22 protein-coding genes and 1 riboswitch are annotated in these 22,549 nt (G+C 64.2%); of the genes, 8 read left to right on the top strand and 14 right to left on the bottom strand.

Going from position 1 to position 22,549, the window contains the following annotated elements:
- Positions 1-3: 3 nt before the first annotated feature.
- On the top strand, positions 4-732 hold the full coding sequence (locus ACZ5WT_RS10215) for a cobalt-precorrin-6A reductase (RefSeq protein WP_464283685.1): 729 nt from the start codon (positions 4-6) through the stop codon (positions 730-732).
- Here the strand turns inward: ACZ5WT_RS10215 and ACZ5WT_RS10210 are convergent.
- Positions 666-1,106 (bottom strand): cobalamin biosynthesis protein, encoded by a 441-nt coding sequence (locus tag ACZ5WT_RS10210; protein ID WP_464283684.1) that lies wholly within the window; start codon positions 1,104-1,106, stop codon positions 666-668. The two genes, ACZ5WT_RS10215 and ACZ5WT_RS10210, sit on opposite strands and share 67 nt — an antisense overlap.
- Before the next feature lie 281 nt (positions 1,107-1,387).
- On the opposite strand from ACZ5WT_RS10210, the gene ACZ5WT_RS10205 reads away from it, so the two are divergent.
- Together ACZ5WT_RS10205 and ACZ5WT_RS10200 are read left to right on the top strand one after the other, a co-directional pair.
- Positions 1,388-2,287 (top strand): cation diffusion facilitator family transporter, encoded by a 900-nt coding sequence (locus ACZ5WT_RS10205; protein WP_464283683.1) that lies wholly within the window; start codon positions 1,388-1,390, stop codon positions 2,285-2,287.
- Between the two features lie 166 nt (positions 2,288-2,453).
- Positions 2,454-2,924, top strand: a complete 471-nt coding sequence (locus ACZ5WT_RS10200) for a hypothetical protein (RefSeq protein WP_464283682.1) — start codon at positions 2,454-2,456, stop codon at positions 2,922-2,924.
- A 261-nt stretch (positions 2,925-3,185) separates the two neighbouring features.
- On the opposite strand, the gene cobO is transcribed toward ACZ5WT_RS10200, so the two are convergent.
- Genes cobO through ACZ5WT_RS10170 form a run of 6 tightly spaced genes read right to left on the bottom strand, consistent with a single transcriptional unit; the run spans position 3,186 to position 9,923 of the window.
- Positions 3,186-3,836: a cob(I)yrinic acid a,c-diamide adenosyltransferase gene (gene cobO, locus ACZ5WT_RS10195; RefSeq protein WP_464283681.1), complete on the bottom strand. Its 651-nt coding sequence runs from the start codon at positions 3,834-3,836 to the stop codon at positions 3,186-3,188.
- A complete protein-coding gene (locus tag ACZ5WT_RS10190) occupies positions 3,826-7,704 on the bottom strand; it encodes a cobaltochelatase subunit CobN (RefSeq protein WP_464283680.1) in 3,879 nt (1,292 codons plus the stop codon). The genes cobO and ACZ5WT_RS10190 overlap by 11 nt, the downstream gene beginning before the upstream one ends.
- 6 nt (positions 7,705-7,710) lie before the next feature.
- Entirely contained in the window at positions 7,711-7,929 is a 219-nt protein-coding gene (locus ACZ5WT_RS10185; protein ID WP_464283679.1) for an alkylphosphonate utilization protein, read from the bottom strand.
- 9 nt (positions 7,930-7,938) lie between these two features.
- A complete protein-coding gene (gene cobW, locus ACZ5WT_RS10180; protein WP_464283678.1) occupies positions 7,939-8,988 on the bottom strand; it encodes a cobalamin biosynthesis protein CobW in 1,050 nt (349 codons plus the stop codon).
- The gene (locus ACZ5WT_RS10175) at positions 8,985-9,716 is read right to left on the bottom strand and encodes a CbtA family protein (protein WP_464283677.1); all 732 of its coding nucleotides are present in this window, start codon (positions 9,714-9,716) and stop codon (positions 8,985-8,987) included. Before ACZ5WT_RS10175 ends, cobW begins: the two co-directional genes overlap by 4 nt.
- A 21-nt stretch (positions 9,717-9,737) precedes the next feature.
- Positions 9,738-9,923, bottom strand: a complete 186-nt coding sequence (locus ACZ5WT_RS10170; protein ID WP_464283676.1) for a CbtB domain-containing protein — start codon at positions 9,921-9,923, stop codon at positions 9,738-9,740.
- 36 nt (positions 9,924-9,959) lie between these two features.
- Positions 9,960-10,202, bottom strand: a riboswitch (cobalamin riboswitch).
- Positions 10,203-10,375: 173 nt separating this feature from the next.
- Between ACZ5WT_RS10170 and ACZ5WT_RS10165 the strand changes: the two genes are divergently transcribed.
- Complete coding sequence (locus ACZ5WT_RS10165; protein WP_464283675.1) at positions 10,376-10,630, top strand: DUF2164 domain-containing protein; 255 nt, start codon at positions 10,376-10,378, stop codon at positions 10,628-10,630.
- 133 nt (positions 10,631-10,763) lie between these two features.
- Positions 10,764-11,060, top strand: a complete 297-nt coding sequence (locus ACZ5WT_RS10160; RefSeq protein WP_464287188.1) for a DMT family protein — start codon at positions 10,764-10,766, stop codon at positions 11,058-11,060.
- Between the two features lie 29 nt (positions 11,061-11,089).
- On the opposite strand, the gene ACZ5WT_RS10155 is transcribed toward ACZ5WT_RS10160, so the two are convergent.
- Positions 11,090-12,034: a zinc ABC transporter substrate-binding protein gene (locus ACZ5WT_RS10155; protein ID WP_464283674.1), complete on the bottom strand. Its 945-nt coding sequence runs from the start codon at positions 12,032-12,034 to the stop codon at positions 11,090-11,092.
- Between the two features lie 148 nt (positions 12,035-12,182).
- On the opposite strand from ACZ5WT_RS10155, the gene znuC reads away from it, so the two are divergent.
- Genes znuC through ACZ5WT_RS10140 form a run of 3 tightly spaced genes read left to right on the top strand, consistent with a single transcriptional unit; the run spans position 12,183 to position 14,201 of the window.
- On the top strand, positions 12,183-12,980 hold the full coding sequence (gene znuC / locus ACZ5WT_RS10150) for a zinc ABC transporter ATP-binding protein ZnuC (protein WP_464283673.1): 798 nt from the start codon (positions 12,183-12,185) through the stop codon (positions 12,978-12,980).
- A complete protein-coding gene (locus ACZ5WT_RS10145) occupies positions 12,980-13,798 on the top strand; it encodes a metal ABC transporter permease (protein WP_464283672.1) in 819 nt (272 codons plus the stop codon). The genes znuC and ACZ5WT_RS10145 overlap by 1 nt, the downstream gene beginning before the upstream one ends.
- On the top strand, positions 13,788-14,201 hold the full coding sequence (locus tag ACZ5WT_RS10140; protein ID WP_464283671.1) for a Fur family transcriptional regulator: 414 nt from the start codon (positions 13,788-13,790) through the stop codon (positions 14,199-14,201). The genes ACZ5WT_RS10145 and ACZ5WT_RS10140 overlap by 11 nt, the downstream gene beginning before the upstream one ends.
- Positions 14,202-14,326: 125 nt before the next feature.
- Here ACZ5WT_RS10140 and rsmD read toward each other — a convergent pair whose 3' ends face one another.
- From rsmD to ACZ5WT_RS10110, 6 genes are all read right to left on the bottom strand, one after another.
- Positions 14,327-14,884, bottom strand: coding sequence for a 16S rRNA (guanine(966)-N(2))-methyltransferase RsmD (rsmD, locus tag ACZ5WT_RS10135; protein ID WP_464283670.1), 558 nt, complete (start codon positions 14,882-14,884; stop codon positions 14,327-14,329).
- 3 nt (positions 14,885-14,887) lie between these two features.
- Positions 14,888-16,750: a pseudouridine synthase gene (locus ACZ5WT_RS10130; protein WP_464283669.1), complete on the bottom strand. Its 1,863-nt coding sequence runs from the start codon at positions 16,748-16,750 to the stop codon at positions 14,888-14,890.
- Between the two features lie 125 nt (positions 16,751-16,875).
- A complete protein-coding gene (locus ACZ5WT_RS10125; protein WP_464283668.1) occupies positions 16,876-17,577 on the bottom strand; it encodes a hypothetical protein in 702 nt (233 codons plus the stop codon).
- Positions 17,578-17,664: 87 nt separating this feature from the next.
- On the bottom strand, positions 17,665-18,225 hold the full coding sequence (gene lspA, locus ACZ5WT_RS10120; RefSeq protein WP_464283667.1) for a signal peptidase II: 561 nt from the start codon (positions 18,223-18,225) through the stop codon (positions 17,665-17,667).
- 115 nt (positions 18,226-18,340) lie between these two features.
- Complete coding sequence (gene ileS / locus ACZ5WT_RS10115) at positions 18,341-21,289, bottom strand: isoleucine--tRNA ligase (RefSeq protein ID WP_464283666.1); 2,949 nt, start codon at positions 21,287-21,289, stop codon at positions 18,341-18,343.
- A 76-nt stretch (positions 21,290-21,365) separates the two neighbouring features.
- Positions 21,366-22,547: a glycosyltransferase gene (locus tag ACZ5WT_RS10110; protein ID WP_464287187.1), complete on the bottom strand. Its 1,182-nt coding sequence runs from the start codon at positions 22,545-22,547 to the stop codon at positions 21,366-21,368.
- Positions 22,548-22,549: the final 2 nt, after the last annotated feature.

The following is a 22,549-nucleotide window of genomic DNA, read 5'->3' as shown; positions in this document are numbered from 1 at the left end:
GTCATGAAAATTCTCATTCTGGGCGGCACTGGCGAGGCGCGGGAGCTGGCCAATCGATTGGTGGCGCTGGGCCATGATGTCACGACCTCGCTGGCCGGTCGCACCGCCGATCCCAAATTGCCGGCAGGCGCGCTGCGCATGGGCAAGTTCGGCGGCATTCCGGGGCTGGCGGCCTATCTGCGTGCCGCAGGCATCGAGCGGCTGGTCGACGCGACCCATCCCTATGCCGGGCAGATTTCGGTCAATGCGGTTGCCGCCAGCCAGCAGACCGGCATTCCGCTGGTGCGCTACATGCGCCCCGCCTGGGAGCAGGCGGTTGGCGATGACTGGCTGACGGTCGAAAACACCACCGAAGCCGCCGCCGTGTTGCCGGCCAGCGCCAGGGTAATGCTGACCACCGGCCATAGCGGGCTCGATCACTTCCTGCAGCGCGACGACTGCCACTTCATCGTGCGCACCATCGAGGCGCCGGACAAGCCCTTGCCGCCGCATGCAACGCCGCTGCAGACGCGCCCCCCCTATTGGCTGGGGAGCGAGCTGGAGCTGCTGGAGCGCGAGAAGATCACTCATCTCGTCACCAAGAATTCGGGTGGCGCGCAGACGAGCGCCAAGCTGGAAGCGGCCCGCAAGCTCGGGGTGAAGGTCATCATGATTGCGCGCCCGGCCTATGGACCGGCCCGTGAGGTCGATACGCTCGATGCCGCCATCGAGGCGCTGGGGCTGGGCGGCTGACCATAGTCGGCCAGCACGAAATCGCTCCCGCATTGCGCGAGGGCACAGGTCGCGGTCGCTGATTTCTGCTTGGGCAGCACGATCACGCCCGCCACCGCCGCCACGCCCTCGCTGACGCCGCGCGCCAGCTCAAACTCGTCATCGGCAAAGAACCGCAATGGCACGCCATAATGGGCCGCTGCCGCCGCCAGTTCGGCGCTGGCGCGCTTGCGCGCATGGGTGCCGATGGCCACCAGCTCGGTTGGATCAATCCGGGAATGGGCGAGGCACGAATCGATCAGCGCGACGATGTCGCCCTGCGTCGCCCCGGTAGTGCAGCCCACGCCGGCAACAAAGGCCCCTTGGGGGCGAACATCCGGATCAAAAATCGTCATCAATGCCTCTTCGTGCAGAGGCAGGTTCGTAAGTGACCGGTGCAGCTTCGGACTTGGTCCCCGATTTGGGTCGACCGCACCGAATTCTGTTTCAGTTCCGTCACGGGAACTCTGCGCAAAACTGGTTCTAGGCGGGCAGAACCGCGTGGTCAATCAATGGGTTGCCGCAGACTCCGCCCACATCGGAATGCTTCTGAAAATGATTTGCAAATTCAATGACTTGCGCGATCCGCGTCCGACGGTTAAGCCAAGGTCCGATCCCTGTTTCCCGGAATATTGTCTTGAGCGACACCGCTAAGAGAACGTTGGCTATTGCCGCGACCAGTCTTGTCATCGGGCTTGTGGTGCTGGGGCTGAAATTCCTCGCCTGGACCATTACCGGCTCGATCGCGCTCTATTCCGATGCGCTCGAATCGATCGTCAACGTGGTCACTGCCATCGTGGCGTTGATCGCGGTGCGGCTGGCGCAGAAACCCGCCGATGCCGCCCTGCCCTATGGCTATCACAAGGCCGAATACTTCTCGGCCGTCGTGGTCGGCGTGATGATCATCGTCGCCGCCATCCTGATCCTGCGCGAAGCCTTTCTTGGCTTCATGTCGCCTGCTTTGCCCGAAGCGCCGGTACAGGGCCTCGCCATCAGCATCGCCGCCACCGCGATCAATGCCGTCTGGGCCTTCGTTCTGGTGCGCCACGGCCGCAAGGTGCGCTCCCCCGCGCTCGAAGCCGATGGCAAGCACCTGATGACCGACGTCGTCTCGACCATCGGCGTGCTGGGCGGCCTGGCCCTGGTCTATGTCACCGGCTGGGCCCAGCTCGATGCGATTTTGGCCGCGCTGGTGGCACTCAATATCCTGTGGTCCGGCTGGGGCGTCATCCGCTCCAGCGTCGGCGGCCTGATGGACGTGGCCGTGCCGGTCGATACCCAGAAGGCCATCCGCGAGGTCATCGCCAACAATGCTGACGGCGCCATCGAGGCCCACGACATCCGCACACGGCAGGCCGGCAAGATGACCTTCATCGATTTCCACCTGGTCGTGCCCGGCCTGATGACCGTCGAAGCCTCGCATGAAATCTGCGACGCCATCGAGGCCAAGCTGCGCGAAACCGTGCGGGATGTGCAGATCACCATCCACGTCGAACCCGAAGCCAAGGCCAAGCACGCCGGCATCGTGGTGCTGTAAGGGGCCACCACCGGCCCGTCGGCGGTGTCGGGTCCCAAGTCATGCCGCAAGCGCGGAACAGGCCTCCCTCCCCCTTGTGGGGAGGGAATGAGGGTGGGGGTGAGCGCCCCGATCTCTCCTCCGGCCACCCTTGCACAAACCCCGCGACGCAGGCAGATTCGCACCCATGCGCATCCTTCTCGTCCTGCTCCTCACGCTCTTCGCCGCCCCAGCCTTTGCCCAGGGCTGGGAGACCTACGGCAATGCCCGCTATGGCTATAGCGTCGATATCCCGCCCGATTTCCGCGGGCTGGGCGAGAGCGACAATGGCGATGGGCAGGGCTTTGCCATCAAGGGCAAGCCGATCGATCTGCTGGTCTGGGGCGGCAACCTCAGCGGCACGTTCGAGGCCGAAACCGCTCAGCGCATGGCCTGGGACACCGATGACGCCTGGAACCAGACCTATCAGGCCGCCACGCCCCGATGGGCCAGCTGGTCCGCCATCAAGGGGTCCCGCATTCTCTATCAGCGCCTCGTGCAGCTGTGCGACGGCACCAGCTACGCCGCCTTCCGCGCCGAATATTCCGTTAGCGACAGCGCCCTGATGGACCCCATCATCGACCGCATGGTCCGCTCCCTGCGCGGCGACGGCTGCTAGGCATCGGGGCGCTCCCCCCACCCTCATTCCCTCCCCACAAGGGGGAGGGAAGTCCGCTCCACTGTTGCGGCACGACTGAGAAAAACCCGATCTCAAAGTCGTCTCCCTCCCCCTTTTGGGGAGGGATCAAGGGTGGGGGTCTACCGAGCCACCCCACCCACCGTGTCATTCCGGGCTCGACCCGGGGCCCATCCCGAGAACTCAAGATGGATCCCGGCTCAAGGCCGGGATGACCCCGCGCGTGTCCAAAAACGCGCCCCCCTAAAACTCAATCCCCGCCTGCGCCTTAACTCCGGCGCGGAAGTGGTGCTTGATCTCGGTCATTTCCGTCACAAGGTCCGCAATCTCGATCAGCTCGTCCTTGGCGTTGCGGCCGGTCACGATCACATGCGTATCCACTGGCTTCTGCGCCAGAAACTCCACCACTTCCTCGATCGGCAGGTAGTCGTAGCGCAGCACGATGTTGAGCTCATCGAGCAGCACCAGCTTGTTGGACGGGTCCATGATCAGCGCCTTGGCCTGTTCCCACGCCTTGCGCGCGGCGGCGAGATCGCGCTGGCGGTCGGCCACGTCCCAAGTAAAGCCCTCGCCCATGGCGTTGATGGTCACCAGCTCGGGGAATTTCATCAGCACGTCTCGCTCGCCGGTTTCCCAGACGCCCTTGACGAACTGCACCACGCCCACCTTGTAGCCATGCCCCAGCGCGCGGAACACCATGCCGAAGGCAGCGGTCGATTTGCCCTTGCCCTTGCCAGTATGAACGATCAGCAGGCCCTTTTCCTGGGTCTTGGTGGCCAGGATCTTGTTCCGCGCCTCGCGCTTCTTCTTCATCTTTTCGGCATGATAGGCGTCGCGTTCCGCCTCGCTCATCAGGTCGGTCTTCTTCAGCGGCTTTTCGGGCTTATCGGTCATTTGGCGTGTCCTCGAGCAGGGCATAAGCGGAATTGGAGCGCGGCGTCCACAGGCCGCGCTGGCGGGCGTCGTTGAAGCGGGCGATCAGTTCATCATATCCATGGCGGTTGGCTGCCTGCAGCCACACGCGCACGGCATCGTCTTCGACAAATGCTTCGAAGGCGAGGTCGAAGTGATGCGTCTTGACCGCGCCGGTCGTCGCAGCGAAGGCAAACATGAAATCCACTGTGGCGATGATTTCAAACGCCCCGCGATAGCCATGGCGCTGCATGCCGGCGATCCATTTCGGATTGACGACACGCGAGCGCATCACATGGGAAATCTCTTCCCCAAGCGTGCGGATCAGCGGCCGTTCGGGGCGGGAATGATCGTTGTGATAGGCGGCGGGTTTGACCCCGCTCAACGTTTCGGCGGCCGCCGAAAGCCCGCCCTCGAACTGGTAGTAATTGTCGCTGTCGAGCAGGTCGTGCTCGCGGTTGTCCTGGTTATGGATCACCGCATCGATGTCCCCCAGCCGCGCGGCGAACCGTGCCCGCTCGGGCGTGCCCGAGGCCTGCGCCCCATAGGCATATTGCCCCCAGTCGAGCGCGCGGCCGGCAAGGTCGGCCTTGCTGGTCCAGGTCCCGGAATCGATCATCGCGCCGAGCCCGGTGCCATAGGTACCCGGCTTGGAGCCAAAAATCCGGTGCCCGGCAGCCAGCCCCGCGTCGCGTTCCGATTGCCCCTCCGCCATCAGACCAAGGGCATCGGTGCGCATACGTGCCGCGATCGGGTTTTCCTCTGTCGGCTCGTCAAGTGCGCCGATGGCGCGGATGGCCCGATCGAACAGGCTGATCTGCGCCGGAAACGCATCGCGGAAAAAACCCGAAATGCGCAGCGTCACGTCGACACGCGGCCGTCCCAGCTTGGCCAGAGGGATGATTTCATAGCCCGAAACGCGCAGCGAGCCGGGGTCCCAGGTCGGCCGCGCCCCGATCAGTGCCAGCGCCTGGGCAATGTCGTCGCCACCGGTGCGCATATTGGCCGTGCCCCACACCGAAAGAGCCACCGAGCGCAGATGGTGCCCATGGTCCTGCAAGTGGCGCAACACCAGGTTCTCGGCCGATTTGCGCCCCAGTTCCCACGCCGTTGGCGTCGGCACCGCCCGCGCATCCACCGAATAAAAATTGCGTCCCGTCGGCAGCACATCCAGCCGCCCGCGCGATGGCGCGCCCGATGGCCCCGGCGCAATAAACTTGCCATCCAGCCCATCGATCAGCGCCGCCATTTCGGCCGGACCCGATTTGTTGAGGCGCGGCCGAATGATGCTCTCCACCGTTTCGAGAACCGCGCGCGTGGCAGCCCATTCGCTTGGTGCCGTGCGCGTGCCATCCACCAGCTCAGCCGCCAGCTGCTCCAGCCGCTCCACCACGTCACCGAGCGTGCGAATACCCCCACCCTCATTCCCTCCCCACAAGGGGGAGGGATGCGCAGGAGCCGCTTGCGCCGTGGTTTGCTCAGAAGCCGCAACAAAATGCGGAGCAGGCTTCCCTCCCCCCTGTGGGGAGGGAGTGAGGGTGGGGGTATCGGAGCCAAGGTTCGGCACAGGCCCCACCCACGCCGTCCCCAGCTTCACCGTCAGCGGATCAAAACCCAGCTTCAAATCATCTGCCAGCGCCCGGATCAGCGAGGCCTCGCCCGGCCCCTCGCCGCGCGGAACGCGGGCCAGCGCCACGATCAGATCGCGCTCAAGCGCGCCCTGCGGCGACTGCCCGAACACATGCAACCCGTCGCGGATCTGCGCTTCCTTGAGGTCGCACAGGAAATTATCGATCTTGATCAGCGCTTCGGTTTCATCCTCGGGCAGCCCGATATCGCGATCCAGCCGCGCATCGCGGGTGAAATCGAGAATACGCCGTTTGAGATCGGCCAGCCGTCGCCGGTCCATACCCGATGCCGCATAATATTCATCGAGCAGCGCCTCGAGATCTTTCAGCGGCCCATAGGTTTCCGCCCGCGTCAGCGGCGGCACCAGATGATCGATGATCACAGCGCCGGTCCGGCGCTTGGCCTGCGTACCCTCGCCGGGATCATTGACGATGAACGGGTAGAGGTGCGGCAACTGCCCCCACAGCGCATCGGGATAGCTCGCCGCATCCAGCGCCGTCGCCTTGCCCGGCAGCCATTCGAGCGTGCCGTGCTTGCCGTTATGGATCAACGCATGCGCCCCAAACTCATGCCGCAGCCACAGGTAGGCCGCGATATAGGCATGCGGCGGCACGAGCAGCGGATCGTGATAGCTCAGCGTTTCATCGAGCTGATATCCGCGCCCCGGCTGCAACAGCACCGCCACATTGCCAAACATCAGCGCCGGCAGGTGGAACACATCCCCCCGCACAAACGGATCGGCCTCCGGCGCGCCCCAACGGGCCGTCACCGCCTCGCGGATCGCCTCCGGCAGTCCCGCCAGCAGCTCCGCATACCGCTCCGCCGACAACACCGCCGCCGACACGCCCCGCTTGGGGTCCGCATTTGTCGGCCCGGATTGCAGGAGGGCGATGAGGGTCTCGGGGGTAAGTGCCTCCGGAGTTCCGGTGGCATAACCTGCCCCATCCAGCGCCCGCAGCATCTCCAACGTCGAGGCCGGGGCATCATATCCAACCCCATTCGCCAGCCGGCCGTCGCGCAGGGGATAGTTGGCGAGGACCAGGGCAATCTTGCGCTCACCACGCGGCGTGGCGCGCAGGCGGGCCCAGTTGGCGGCGAGGGTTACGGCCCGGTCGATGCCGGAATGATCGGGGGCATAGGCGCTCAGCGGCACCTGGCAGCGTTCGTGCCAGACGGCGTCGGCCTTGTGACCGACCAGCAGCCCGCCGAGGCGGCCATCCACTTCGGGCATGACGAGATACATCGCCATATCCTTGGACGAGAGCCCCTGGCTATCGGCCAGCCACTGCGCCTCCGAGCGGCCTGACTGGACCAGCTGGATCACCGGCGCATCGGAACCCGAGAACGGGTTGGCGCTGGGCGCCAGACCATCGATACCGAGCGCGAAAGCGGTGAGGTTGAAAATCGCCGCCGGCGGAAAGGCGGCCAGCGCATTCTGCACGAAGCGGACGCAGGCCGCTTCCTTGAGCGAGGAGACCAGCAGCGGCACCGGCGCGAGGCCACGCGCCTCGATCGCGGCGATCAACGCTTCGATGGTCGCAGTCCCCGCCCCTTCGAGCGCGGCGCGATAAAACAGGATCGGAACATGGGCTCGACCGTCGCCGTGCAGGGCGCGCAGGCCGGCTTCGTCGGTCATGCCAGTCGCGGGATGCCACACGCCGAAGCGGGCGAAGGGCTGAGGTGCAGTTTCAGCAAGAAATCCGCCAGAAATCTGCAAGCTTGCTGCACGACCATGCGTGCTGGCGGCGAGCGTGTTGAAGGCCCGCAAAATCGTATCGGCATTGTCGGGGCCACCGGCAATGAACAGGGAATGCAGGCGTGTCCAGTCATCGGGATGGACGCTGGAGCGCTCTTGCAGGATGGGATCGGGGTTGGCATCGCCAGGCAGCAGAACCAGCGGAATTCGACGATTTCTGCACAAAGCCGTCAGCTCATCGACGCCATATTGGAAATAGGCGGCGCCGCCGATAAGGCGCAACACGACCAGCCGGGCATGGGCCACGGTCTGCTCAAGCCACAGGTCGACCGACAGATTATTGGTCAGCCGCAATGTGTTGGCGAGGCGGAGTTCGTCCTCGCCCGCCCGGTCGGCGGCGCCGGCCAGCATGGCCAGCTCGCTATCGGCGGAAGAGGCGAAGACCAGCGCCCCGGGGCGCTGGTTGAGGTCGATGGCTTCGCCTTCCTGTTGGATAGCGCCGGCCTGTGCAGAGAGTAAGTGCATACAGTGTCAGGCTTTTTTCAAAAACTCGGTGCGCAGCACGAGACCCTTGACCTTCTCGGCATTGCACTCGATTTCGGCGGTATCGTCGGTCAGGCGGATATTCTTGACCAGGGTGCCGCGCTTGAGCGTCACCGAGGTGCCCTTGACCTTGAGGTCCTTGATCAGGGTCACGGCATCGCCATCGTTGAGCTGGGTGCCGTTACTGTCCTTGGTGATTTCGCTCATTGCTCGCTCCTAAGCTGCTGCCTGTTCTAGGCTTTTGGTGATGGCGCCGTGGTCGAGCGGCGTCTCGCCGATCACCACAAGCGCCGTATCGCGCACTTCGCCATCCTTCCAGGGACGGTCGAAATAGGCGGTGACACGGGGACCGACGGCCTGGATGGCCAGCCGCGCTGCAGCGCCGGGAACCGCAGCGAAACCCTTGAGGCGCAACACATCGTGGTCCCGGATGGTCTGCTCGATCACCGCCAGCAGCTGATCCTTGCCAGCGATTTCGGGCAGGCGGATCGAGAAGCTGTCGAAGTCGTCATGCTCATGGGTTTCCCCGCCATGCTCGAGCTCGTGATGGCTGGGCCGGTTGGCGATATCGTCCTCGCTGCCCATGCCCATGCCGAGCAGTGCCGCGATATCGACATGGCCGTTGCGGGCGCGGATCAGGCCGACGCCGGGGCGCATTTCGGCGCGCAGGTTGGCCTCGACCTTGTCGAGCATTTCCGGCTCGACAAGGTCGGATTTGTTCACGATCACAAGGTCGGCCACCGAGAGCTGGTCCTCGAACAGCTCGCCCAGCGGGGTTTCGTGGTCGAGCATTTCGTCCTGGCGGCGCAGGGCGTCGACGGCGGCTTCGTCGGCGGCAAAGCGGCCTTCGGCGAGCGCTGCCGCGTCGGCGACGGTGACGATGCCGTCGATGGTGACCTGGGCCTTGATCTCGGGCCAGTTGAAGGCGCGGATCAGCGGCTGGGGCAACGCCAGGCCGGAGGTTTCGATGACGATGTGATCGAACTTTTCGGGGCGGGCGAGCAGCGCCTGCATGGTGGGAATGAACTCGTCGGCCACGGTGCAGCAGATGCAGCCGTTGGACAGTTCGACCATGTCCTCTTCGCGGCAGGTCTCGTCGCCACAGCCGGCAAGGATGTCCTTGTCGACGCCGAGGTCACCAAACTCGTTGATGATCAGGGCGATACGCTTGCCCTTGGGGGCGTGCGCGAGCAGGTGCCGCACGAGAGTGGTCTTGCCGGCACCGAGGAAGCCGGTGATGACGGTGGTGGGGATCTTGGTGGTCATGCGAGGGCTCCCGCGGGGTTGGCGCTGCGGGCAGCGAGAAGGTCATTGAGCTTGCCGAAGACGGTGCCCAGGATCAGCCAGAACACCAAAGCGGTGCCCAGGGTGGCGGCGGCAAATTCAGCGGCGAGATGGGCCGGAACGGCGCTTGGTTCATCGGGCGCAGCAGGGGCGCCGATGATGTGCGGGATAACCACGAGGGCGATGGCGATCGCAAAGGCCCAGCCGGCGCGGGTCTTGGCGAGCAGCAGCATGGCGCCGCCGGTGGCCAGGGCCGTGCCCGCCCACCAGATCTGGCGCGGCAGCACTTCGGCCGCCGGCATGCCCGGCAGTTCGGGCGGCAGGCCATAGGCCGGGGCCAGCGAGAAGGCCGCAAAGCCGGCAATGCCCCACAGGAACCCATTGGCGAAAGTGATCGGAATGCCGGCAAACAGCGAGACGGCGCCGATGACCAGCGCGAAGCCGGCCGCGGCGAGCAGGGTCGCCAACGTCGTATAGGCGGTGCGCTCGAAGCCATCCTGCGGCGCCCACTCCTCGGGCTCGGCGGCCGTCGTGGCAGCGGCGTCATGGGTGTGCTCGGCCTCACCCGGACCGTGGCTATGCCCGCCTTCGCCCTCGAAGGTCTCGGCATGCAGGATCAGCGGCGTGATGCGGAACTGCTGGATGGCGGCATTGACCAGGCCAGCACAAAGGGCTGCGACAAGCGCAGCAAAAAACAGATTGCGAAACATGATGGTTCTCTCTGTTCTGCCTTAGTGGCAGGGGAAGCCCATGGCATGACGGGTGTCGTGCGCGCCGTTGTGCAGGCGATAGTCGCCCGCAAAGCCGGTGCCGACCAGCAGGGTCAGGCCAAGCATCAGGGCCAGCGAGCCTGCGATCAGGCGCTGGGAGAGAGAAAGCGACTGGATACCAGTCGAAACGTTGGTCGCGGTCGTCATAGCAGCACCCTCCGTGCGTAATGGTTCTGGGCGTTGAGCCCGGCTAAGGTGCTGGCAGGTCTCCTGGCTCACGGTGATTGCCGCTCCCCTCGCCTTCCCGATCGCTCGCGATCAGTGGCCTTTTGAGAGGAGCGCACCGCTTACAGTTGCGGGGGCAGCCACGGTTTTGCGCCCTGATGGGTACGTCGCACCGTGTTCCCTTTCCTTCCTGCCGGATACGGCGGGAAGGGTATCCCCTTGCCACTACGGACGCGGGGAACCAACACAAGACCAGAGTTACGCCGCCCGAGGGGTGCGGGTCAATCAATGGATTCAGGCTGGGGATAGTCGGGGGGCGCCGATGATCGGAAACGGCTCCGAATGGCAAGGGCAAAGCGAGTGGCACAGTGTCGCCGAACCCGCCCCGCCCGCCACCGGCGACTCACGATATGAGTGAGGCAAAGGAGACCCCTATGAAACCGATCAAGTTCAGCCGCGAAGAAACCAAGGCCATCGTGGGCGAGATCCAGGACTATTTCCGCGACGAGCTGGACCAGGATATCGGCGCCATCCCAGCAGAAATGCTGATGATGTTCTTCGTCGACAAGATGGGCGCGTATTTCTACAACCGCGGCGTCTATGACGCCCAGGCGCTGATCCGCGAGCGCATGGACAGCCTGACCGATGATATCTTCGGACTGGAGCAGCCAACCAAGAATCTGCGCTGAAATCCGCTTTCGCGGCGCGCCGGCCATGGCTAGATAGCCGGGCCGGAGTTGCCGGTGATTTCAGGAGGAAGCCTTGGGCTTCAACGTCGCTGTGCTGGCCCCGATCGGGCTGCTGATCGCCTCAAACGTCTTCATGACCTTTGCCTGGTATGGGCACCTCAAATTCCCCGCAGCCTCGCTGTGGGTCGTGGTCATGGTGAGCTGGGGCATCGCGTTCTTCGAATACTGGCTCGCCGTTCCGGCCAATCGCATCGGCTACGGCGTCTATTCCGGCGCCGAACTCAAGACCATCCAGGAAGTTATCTCACTATCGGTCTTCGTGCTGTTCAGCGCGTTCTACCTCGGCGAGAAGCTGACATGGAACCACGGCATCGGCTTTGGGCTGATCGCCCTTGGCGCTTTCTTCATTTTCCGCGGCCCATTGAAATAAGGGCGAGGGGCCCCCCTCGCCCCATCAAACTAGTTCAGGCAATCAACGAGGCTGGTGGCCAGCCCGCGCAGCAGCTCGGGATAAAGGTTGGGCCCTTCGGTCAGCGCACCACCTTCGGGATCGAGCACACCGGCCTTGGCGCCGGTATTTTCAGTAATGGCACCGATGATGGCCGGCTCGAAATTGGGTTCGGCAAAGACACAGGTGGCGCCCAGCTCGGCGACCCGCGCCTTGAGCTCATCGATACGGGCGGCGCCCGGCATCACGTCCGGCGTGACGGTGACCGACCCCGCCAGGTTGAGGCCGAAGCGCGCCTCAAAATACTGATAGGCATCGTGAAAGACCACGAAGGGCTTGTCGGCAACCGGAGCCAGAGTGGCGGCGATTTCGGTCTCCAGGACCGCCAGCGCCGAGATTTCTGCGGCGGCGTTGGCCTCGTAAGCAGCGTCATTTTCGGGGTCCGCTGCGGCAAGGGTCGACGCGATCTGCGTCACCATCAGCGCGGCATTTTGTGGATCGAGCCAGAAGTGCATGTCAGCCTCAGCATGATCGTCGTGGTCGTGATCGTGGTCATGCGCTTCGCCCTCTCCATGCTCATGGTCGTGGTCATGAGCGGCGAAGGCGCCGCCCTCGCGCATGGGCAGCATGGTGATTTCAGGGTTATCGGCCAGCTCAACCACCTGCGCCTTGACCGCCAGTGTATCGAGCGCCTTGGCAAGGAACAGCTCGAGCCCGTCGCCGGTCCAGAACACGATATCGGCGGCTTCCAGCGCCCCGGCATCGGAGGGCTTGAGCGCATAGGTGTGCGGCGAGGCCGAGCCCCGCACGATGAGGGTGGGCTCGCCGACACCGGCCATGACCGCGCTGACCAGTGAATGCACCGGCTTTATGGATGCCACCACATTGGGCGCGGCCATGGCGCTGGTGGTGAGCAAAGCTGCTGATAACAGCGTGAGCGGGGTGAGCAGATGCATCGGCGGACCTCGTTTGACGGCGTGATATGTTATGTTATTACGCTTGCAGCGGTGTTATGCTATAACGTATTGAAGAGCGTCAAGGGGTAATTTGGGGCGGCGATCCATGATCCGGCCACGACGCGCTCCCGCTGAAACGGATGATCTTATGGATGCCTCGGCAACGAAAGAAACGCTAATCACGCTCAGCAATGCGAGCGTTACCCGGGGTGGGCGCACGCTGGTCAGCGGCGTGGACCTGACGATTTCGCGCGGCGAAATCGTCACGCTGATCGGCCCGAACGGCTCGGGCAAATCGACCACGGCCAAGCTGGCAACGGGCGTGCTGAAGCCCACCACGGGCACGGTGACGCGCCAGGCGGGCCTGCGCATCGGCTATGTGCCGCAAAAGCTGGCCATCGACTGGACGCTACCCCTCACGGTCGATCGGCTGATGACCCTGACCGGGCGCTACAGCAATAGCGAAATCGAAGCGGCACTGACGGCCGTCGGCGCGGAAAAACTGAGCAAGGCGGCGGTGCAGGAGCTTTCGGGCGGCGAGTTTCAGCGCGTGCTGTTTGCCCGCGCGATGATCCGCCAGCCTGATCTGCTGGTGCTCGACGAACCAGTGCAGGGCGTCGACTTCTCCGGCGAGGTGGCGCTCTATGACCTGGTGCGCAAAATCCGCGACACCACGCGCAGCGGCATCCTGATGATCAGCCATGACCTGCATGTGGTGATGGCCGAAACCGATACGGTGATTTGCCTCAATGGCCATGTCTGCTGCCGTGGCACGCCAGCGGCAGTGAAGCGGAGCCCGGAATATCTGCGGCTGTTCGGCGAACGCGCGGCGGGATCGCTGGCGATCTATCAGCACCATCATGACCATGAACATGACCCGGACGGGCATGTGCATCCCCATGATGAGCATGCGGTTCACAGCCACGCACACGACGGAGCACGCTAATGTTCGGTGACTACTTCTCTCGCGCCCTAATTGCCGGCGTCGGGTTGGCGCTGGTGGCGGGGCCGCTGGGCTGTTTCGTCGTGTGGCGGCGCATGGCCTATTTTGGCGACACCATGGCCCATTCGGCGCTGCTAGGTGTGGCGCTGTCCATCATTCTCTCAATGAACATGACGCTGGGCGTCTTCGCCGTGGCAGCCCTGGTGGCAGGGGCGCTGATCGTGCTGGAAAAGCAGGCGACGCTGTCGACGGACGCGCTGCTCGGCATTCTCAGCCATTCGACGCTGGCGGTTGGCCTCGTGCTGGTGGGGTTCCTGACCACGGTGCGCATCGACCTGATGGGGTTCCTGTTCGGCGATATCCTGGCCGTGTCGGTTGAGGATATTGCCATCATCTATGGCGGCGGGATTGCTATCCTGGCCATCTTGATCCTCGGGTGGCGGCCACTGCTGGCGTCGACCGTCAGCCCCGATCTGGCCGAGGCCGAGGGCTTGCGACCTGAAGCCAGCCGACTGGTGCTGATGATCCTGATGGCATCGGTCATCGCCATTGCCATGAAGCTGGTGGGTGTGCTGCTGATCACCTCGCTGCTGATCATCCCGGCAGCAACGGCGCGCCGTTTGAGCTCCACGCCCGAGATGATGGCGGTGACGTCAGCCGTTCTGGGCGCGCTGGCCGTGGTGGGTGGCCTGTTTGGCTCGCGCACCTGGGACACCGCCTCTGGCCCTTCCATCGTGGTCATGGCTCTATTCGTATTTCTGGTATCGCTGGCGATTCCCGTTTCGCGACTGTTTGGCAGGAGAGTGACTCATGGCGCATAGCCACGACGTTCCGGTTGATCTGACCCGCAATCAGGGGCTGGTGCTCGGCACGCTGAGCCAGTCAGTCGGCCCTCTCAGCGCCTATGACATTCTCGACCGGCTGCGTGCCGATGGGCTGCGGGCCCCGTTGCAGGTCTACCGCGCGCTCGACAAGCTGGTGGAACGTGGCCTCGCGCATCGGCTGGAATCGATCAATGCCTTCGTCGCCTGCGCAGACGAAGATTGCCATCGCGCCGGGCTGATCGCCTTCGCCATCTGCGGCAGCTGTGGCAAGGTGGATGAATTCACCGACGCGGTAATCGAGGAGCGGCTTGGCGACTGGGCCGGCGCCAAGGGCTTCAAGGTGGAGCGCACGACTATGGAAATCCGCGGCAAATGCGCGGAGTGCCTGAAGGCGGCTTAGGCGGAGAGCCCCCCACCTAACCTCCCCCTGGTAGGGGGAGGGACCACCCGGTGAATGGGGCGAAATCTCGCACAGGCTCGATCTGTTCCTCCCCCTACCAGGGGGAGGTTAGGTGGGAGCCTGCGCTAAGCCCCAAACCGCAGGAAATGTACGGCGGCGGCGCCGTATTCGCGGCGGTCATCCAGCGTGAAGCCGGGCGGAATTTCCACCGTGGCGTCGACGCTTTCCTCGAACACGATGGTCGCATCGGGAGCGAGCCAGCCATTGGCGGCGATGCCGGCCAATGCCTTCTCGCCCAGGCCCTGGCCATAGGGCGGATCAAGGAACACCAGATTGAACTGGCCGAACGTGCCCGGCGTGCCCAGATCGGTGGCATCGCGGCGCAGGAGCTTGGTGACGCCCCCTGCCCCGAAGGCCTCGATATGGTCGCGGATCAGTCCCCGGCCCTCGGCCCCAACCTCGACAAAGGTGACGTGGCTGGCGCCGCGCGACAGGGCTTCCAGCCCCAGCGCGCCGGTACCGGCAAACAGATCGAGCACGCGCACACCCTCAAAGACCGGGCCGATGCGGCTGGCGAGGATGTTGAACATCGATTCGCGCACGCGGTCGCCCGTCGGACGAATGGAATCGTCCGACGGCGAGCTGAGGGCTTTACCCCGGAATTTACCGGCAACAATGCGCATCGGTTAGGCCTTGGGGCGACGCGGTGCGGAGGGCCGGCCGGCGCCGCCGGACGGACGACCACCACCGGATGGGCGACCTGCGCCACCCGGACGACCTGCACCGCCCGAAGGACGGCCAGCGCCACCTCCAGGCCTGCCGCCAAAGCCACCCGACTTGCCGAAACCGCCGGGACGCGGGCCACGGGCGGGAGCAGCGCCATCGCGCTTGGGCATTGGCTTGCCATCGGGACGCATGCGCGGCTTGCCATAGGTCTTGGCCTCGGAACCGAACTCGTCACGACCCGGACGCTGAGGGCGGTCGGAGCGCTGCGGGCGATCCGAATGCTGAGGACGCTCGGAGCGCTGCGGACGGTCGCCATCGGGCCGGAAACGCTGTGGCTTGTCGCTGAAGTTACGGCCGGGACGCTTCACCTCGCCCTTGAAGGCGGCGCCTTCACCGCGCTCGCTCTCTGGACGCAGACGCGGCGTGTATTCGCGTGCCGGCGGACGCTCGGCCCCGGCGTCGCCACGACGCGGACCGCGCGGCGTGCCTGTGAACTCCCGACCCTGCGGGGGACGCGAACCGCCCTCGGGGCGACCTGCACCGCCGGGTCGACGATCATCTTCGCGGCGCGGGCCGCGCGGCTTGTCTCCAAATGGCTTCTTATCGCCAAACGGCTTTTTGTCACCAAACGGCTTTTTATCGCCGAAGGGCTTCTTTTCAAATGGCTTCTTGCCGCCCGCAGGGCGCGGAGCGGCCTTGCCGAAGGTCCGCGCCGACTGATCGTCGCGGTCCGGGCGCTGCACGACGCGGGTATTACGCTTGGCAACAAACTCTTCGGGAGCGCGCCCGTCTTCGTCGAAATGGATGCGGCGGGGTGGCGGCGCGTATTCGTCGTCACGCACTTCTTCGCGCTTGGGCATCGGCTTGCGGCTGTCCGCGCGTCCGGGACGATCCTGGCGAGGCCGTTCGGCGCGCCATTCTTCCTCGGTCTTCTCAGCACCATCAGTGAAGCGGAAGCGCTGGCGGGCGATTTCGACCGTGTTGGTGCCGCGTCCGGTGAGACGATCACGCGTGGGCTTGCCTTCGAGCGCATTGGCTTCGGGCATTTCGCTGTCGAAGTCGACGTCGGCGGCATCCGCGAGCTTCTTGCCAAGCTGGTCGCGCAGCATTTTGGCCTTGATGGTTTCAACGCCACCGACGGGAATATCGCCGAGCTGGAACGGGCCATAGCTGACGCGGATCAGGCGGTTCACCTCGAGGCCAAGCGCACCGAGGACGTTCTTGACCTCGCGGTTCTTGCCTTCGCGAAGAGACAAAACGAGCCAGACGTTAGAGCCCTGCTCGCGCTCAAGCGTCGCATCGATCGAGCCATACTTGATGCCGTCGATCTCGATACCGTCCTTGAGCTTGTCGAGTGCGGCCTGGGTGACGGTGCCATGGGCGCGCACGCGGTAGCGGCGCAGCCAGCCGGTGGCGGGCAGTTCGAGAACGCGCTTGAGGCCGCCATCATTGGTCAGCAGCAGCAGGCCTTCGGTATTGATGTCGAGACGGCCAACCGAAACGACGCGCGGCAGGCCGTGCGTTTCCAGGTGCTCGAAAATGGTCTCGCGCCCTTCCGGATCCTTCTCGGTGACCACGAGCCCGGCGGGCTTGTGGTAGAGCCAGACGCGGGTGCCCTGACGGGCGGCCAGCGGGGCGCCGTCGACCATGATCTTGTCGCGGTCGGTAACGTTGAAGGCGGGGGTCAGAACCTTCTTGCCGTTGACCACGACGCGGCCTTCGGTGATCCACACCTCAGCATCGCGGCGGGAGCAGAGGCCAGAACGGGCGATGACCTTGGCAAGGCGGTCGCTGGATCCGGGAGTGGAGGGAGTTTCGCTCATAGGCGGCAGCTTTCTATCATGCGGGACCCATTTGCCTGTCGCATCTGCGATTCAGGCGGGCGGCGCGGAAAAGACGAAGCGGCCGGATGGTCCGGCCGCTTGCAGATTCAGAACTGACAGCTAGGTCAGTTGGTAATTTCTTTCTGGGTCAGACCAACGCCGGGACCAGAGCTGGTGGACGGACTGGTTGACGTATAGGTCGCCCGAATCGCCTTGCGCACCGCTTCGGGGCACTTGGGGTCGTTGATCGAGACCAGTTCGCCAGCCGGCGTCGAGCAAACCAGCTCGGCGCTGCCGACGCGGGTGAAATACTCTTCAGGCGGCAGGTAGAGCGGGCGCTTGGTATTGGTGCGAACCGCCATATTGGCGGCCTGCATGCGGGCGGTCAGCGTGCGGGCTTCCTGCTCCGTCAATGGGCGGCCAGCAACCGAGCGCAGGTCAACGACCTTGGCGTTGCGCAGGCGCTGCATGTCGGCTTCGGTCAGATTGGTCGTGTCGATACGCACCGTGTTGCTATCGACCGGCAGCTGGGCCACGGCCTTTTCCGGCGACGGCGCAGGTAGGGCCTGGCCGGAAGCCGGCAGCACGAGGGGCGCGCGGGCCGAGGTCAAGTCTTCCTTGGCTGTTTCGCCTGGGATGAGGCCGACGCCGCGGGCGGTGCTGGTCATCACCTCGCGCTCGAAGGTGCCGAAATCGGTCAAGGCGTTGGTGCCTTCAACGGTGGTGCAGGCAGCCAGTGCGAGGGCGAGCACGAGACCCAGCGATGCCAAACCAGCCCGCTTTGCCGCGCCAAGAGCAGCTTGCTGCCCGGTCAATCCAATACGCATGAAACGTCCTTCGAGATGTCGGCCGCGCTTATAGCGCATTCTGCCGCCTAAGACCAGATTCTGGCAGTAACGTGTTCGGCCACTGCATCAGGCTTTACTACGAGTCCGCCCAAAGCCAAGCAGATCGGCAATCAGAACGATGACACCGGCGGTGATGGCGACATCGGCAAGGTTGAAAATATAGAAGGACCAGGTTCCCCAATGGAGGTGGAAAAAGTCCGCGACTGCCCCGTAAATCAGGCGATCGATCGCATTGGACAGGGCGCCGCCGATGCACAGCGCCAGGCCCAGCCGGATCAGCCGCGTCTCGGCGCGCACCCACCAGATCGACAGCGCAACAATGGCCACAAGCATGACAATGCCGAGCGCCCAGGGCGGCAGATGGTCGAGCATGCCGTAGGAAATGCCGGTGTTCCAGACGAGCACATAATCAAAGAAATCGGTGACGCGAACGAATTCACCACCGCGCCAACCCGTCATCGAAAAGGGAACGAAGCTGGAAAAGACTTCAACGCAGGTGGATTGGCCGATGGCGATGCAGTCGTTCGATACCTGAAACGCCTTGTGCGCACGATCAATGCCGAAGGCGAGGATGGCGGCGGTCAGCGAGGCATAGACCGAAGGGTTAGCGATGGACTTCAGATTCAACGGGACACCCCTCTGGCCTCCACCCGGCGGGGGGAGCAATCCACGCAATCAGGCACACAATGACCATGCTTGGCCAGCCCCTCCCCTGTTTGGGGAGGGACTTGCACATTGATTATTAGAGCCCTGCCGCGGCGCGTTCGCGCAGCGCCTGGGCGTCACGCGGGGACACATCCGGATAGTCCGGATCGGCGCCAACTTCCGGCAGCACCTTCCACGAGCGCGCACAGCGCTTGCCCTGTGCCGGAGCGAAGACCACGGCAACGCCGGGCACGTCATCGAGCGTGAAGGCGTCAGACGGGCCGGCATTCTGGATGATCTCGACACCAGAGGTGATGGCGATCTCGGCCAGGTCCTGCTCGTGCAGCGCCACAAAGAAGCGGGCGTCGTTGATGTAGACCTTGGGCGCAGCTTCGAGCGACGAACCGATGCGCTTCTCGCGGCGCTCAATTTCGAGCGCACCGGTGACGACGCGGCGGACGGCGCGGATGAGCTGCCACTTGGCGGCCAGCTCGTCGTTGAGCCACTCGGACGGCACCTGCGGAAACTGGCGCAGGTGGACCGACGATCCCGCCTCGGGGTGCCGCTCCAGCCAAACTTCTTCCATGGTGAAGACCAGCATGGGCGCGAGCCAGGCGGTGAGGCAATCGAACAGGTGGTTGAGCACCGTGAGCGAAGCCTTGCGCTTTACCGACGAGATCGGGTCGCAATAGAGCGTGTCCTTGCGGATATCGAAGTAGAACGCGCTCAGCTCGATATTCATGAAGTTGGAGAGCAGCGTGATGACCTTGCGGAAATCATACTCGTCCAGCGCGCCGCGCACCTGGCCATCCAACTGGGCAAGGCGGTGCAGGATGAGCTGCTCGAGCTCGGGCATGTCGCGGAAGTCCACGGCGTCGCTCGGCTGGTAATGGGCAAGGTTGCCCAGCAGCCAGCGCAGCGTATTGCGCAGCTTGCGATAGCTATCGACGGTGGTCTGGATGATTTCCTTGCCGAGGCGCAGGTCTTCCGAATAGTCGGCCGACGCCACCCAGAGGCGCAGGATATCCGCACCGAACTGCTTAATGATGTCCTGCGGAGCAACGGTGTTGCCCAGCGACTTGCTCATCTTGCGGCCCTCGCCATCCATGGTGAAACCATGCGTCAGCACGGTCTCATAAGGCGCGTGGCCGTTGGTGGCGCAGCTTTCGAGCAAGGACGAGTGGAACCAGCCGCGGTGCTGGTCCGAGCCTTCGAGATACATCGAGGCCGGGAACTTGAGATGCGGCCACTTCTGCTTGTTGCGCAGCACCCAGGAATGGGTCGTGCCACTATCGAACCAGACGTCGAGAACGTCGGTGACCATCTCGTAGTCTTCGACGCTGTAGCCGTCGCCGAGGTAGCGGGCGGCAGCGCCGTCCTTGTACCAGGCATCCGCGCCTTCTTCCTCGAAGGACTGGGCGATGCGATGATTGACGGTCTCATCCTTGAGGATCTCGCCAGTCGTCTTGTTGACGAAGACGGTGATTGGCACACCCCAGGCGCGCTGGCGCGACAGCACCCAATCGGGGCGGTCGGCGATCATGGCGCGCAGGCGGTTCTGGCCGCTTTCGGGATAGAACTTGGTGACGTCGATGGCGTTGAGTGCACGGTGACGCAGGGTATCGCCTTCGCCGGCAATGTTGCGGTCCATGTAGACGAACCACTGCGGCGTGTTGCGATAGATCACCGGCTTCTTGGAGCGCCAGGAATGGGGATACTGGTGCTTGACGCGGCCACGGGCGACCATGGCATGGCGCTCGGCCAGGGCGGCGATGACGCGGTTGTTGGCGTCGCCCTTCTTGCCGTTGTCGTCGATGACGCGCGCGCCGTCGAAGCCAGGGGCATCCTTGGTGTAGAAGCCGTCATCGCCCACGACATAGGGGATGGCGCTATCGATGCCCTTTTCGCCCAGCAGGCGCGTGGAGTTCATCCACATTTCAAAGTCATCGAGGCCGTGGCCCGGCGCGGTGTGCACGAAGCCGGTGCCCGCATCGTCGGTGACGTGGTCACCATCGAGCAGGGGAACGTCAAACATGTAGCCGCCATCGAGGCCGCGCAGCGGATGCTCGGCAATCGTGCCGGCAAGCAAGTCCGGCTTGACCGCGAAGACCCGCTCATAGGCATCGACCTTGGCCTTCTGCATGACATCGGCCACGAGCTCATCGGCGATGATGTACTGGTCGCCCACGGCAGCCCAGTTGCCTTCCGGCGCCGAGGTGACGCGATAAAGGCTATAGGCGATCTTGCTCGAAAACGAGATCGCCCTGTTGGCCGGGATGGTCCATGGGGTCGTCGTCCAGATCACCACATAGGGGCGGACAGCCGCGCTGCCAGCTGCGGGATCGACACCGCCGAGCTTGCTGACCGGGAACTTCACCCAGATGGTGTCGCTCTCGTAGTCGGCATATTCGATTTCAGCTTCGGCCAGCGCGGTGCGCTCGACCACGGACCACATCACCGGCTTGGAGCCGCGATAGAGCTGGCCGGTCATCGAGACCTTCATCAACTCGCGAGCGATCTGGGCTTCGGCGTCAAAGCTCATGGTGAGGTAGGGATTGTCCCACTCACCCACGATTCCAAGGCGCTTGAATTCGTCGCGCTGGATATCGACCCACTGCTCGGCAAAGGTGCGGCATTCCTGGCGGAATTCCACCACCGGAACGTCATTTTTGTCCTTGCCCTTGGCGCGGTACTGCTCTTCGATCTTCCATTCGATGGGCAGGCCGTGACAATCCCAACCCGGCACATAGGCCGCGTTGAAGCCAAGCATCTGCTTGGACCGGCTGATCATGTCCTTGAGCGTCTTGTTCAGGGCATGGCCGATATGGATGTTGCCATTGGCATAGGGAGGGCCGTCATGCAGCGTGAACAGCGGCCGTTCCTTGGCCTGCTCGCGCTGAAGGCCATAAATATCCATGTCTTCCCAACGCTTGAGCCAATCAGGCTCGCGGGCGGGAAGGCCTGCGCGCATCGGAAAATTGGTTTCCGGCAGGAAAAGCGTCGAGGAATAGTCGGTCTCGGACGCGCTGGCGGCTTGGTCGGTCATGGAACGGCAATCAGTTTGGGAAGGTCGGGCCGCCTTTTAGCAAGGGGAGACGCCAGGGGCAAAGGTTGATTTGCACTCAGGCCAGCAAGGGCACCAGCCGATCGCGCAAAATGGCATCGAGCGGACCGGCCAGATCCGGCGCCAGGGAGGCCGAAAGCTGCCTAGCCGTTTCACCCATGGAGGGGCTTTCATAGACCTCGAGAATGGCCGCGCGGATGGTCGCTGGATCGCGTTCGGCCCGCGACAATACCCGCGCACTGCCCAGGTCAGCCGCTCGCCGCGCGTGATAGAGATGCTCGAGGTGCCGCGGAATGGCCAGTTGCGGCAGGCCCATGCCGAGCGCCGCACAGAGCGAGCCGTGCTGGCCGGCATTGACCGTCATGCGACTGCGGCGGGCAATATCCTCGAACGGCATGGGCGCGCGCTCGACCTTCACACCGGTCGCCGTCATCCGCTCTGCAAGGCCATCGGGAATGTTGGACATGAAGAGTCGCACCTTTGCCCCGAGGCTTTCGATGGCGGTGAGCAGGGGGAGATCATCGCGCTCGTCGGTGGAGAAATAGATGAAAATCTCATCCCCTCCACCGAGCGAGCGCGGCATGGAGCGATCTATCGGAGGCAGATAGGGCTCCGTGCGGTTGGCAACAAACGGGTCCATCGCGGCAATAGTTTGGATAACCGGCAAGTTGCAGCAATAAATATCTGAAAAGCGGGAAAGCGGTGCAGTGCCGAAGGCCGCCAGGGCCGTGTTGAGCGCATCGAGCAACAGCAGTTCATCGTGGTGACGCTCGGCATATTCGGGCAGGAAGACCGGAAATTCATCCAGCCCGGCCGGCGGAGCGAGATAGCCGGTACCGGTGACAATCGTCGTCAGGCCCGCCACATGGGCCGCCAGGGTGGCGCAGGGCGCGAAATCGGCGACAACAGCGGTGGAGGCGCGCGCCTGGAACACGGCGAGCCACCAGCGGATCTGGCGGATGAGCAGGTCGGGATCAGAAAAGCCGATATCGCCCAGATGGTCAGCCCAGGTGGCGGCCGACGTGCGGGCGGGACCCGAGCGACGTTCGAGGCTGGTGATATAGCCCGCCCCCTGAAACACGAGCTCGCAATGCGGCTCAAGAACGCTGGCGTGTTCGAGCCGGCACATGGCGGCATCGAAGGTGCAGTGTTCGCCCAAGGCTTGGGCGATACGGGCAAGGGACACGGCATGGCCGCGCCCCGCCCCGCCTTCCCAAGCCAGCATCACGCGGGGGCGCATGC

The sequence above is a fragment of the Devosia sp. T2-14 genome (assembly GCF_055397495.1).
Note: the sequence above shows the minus strand (reverse complement) of the source record. Positions and strands in the feature narration are given on the sequence as shown.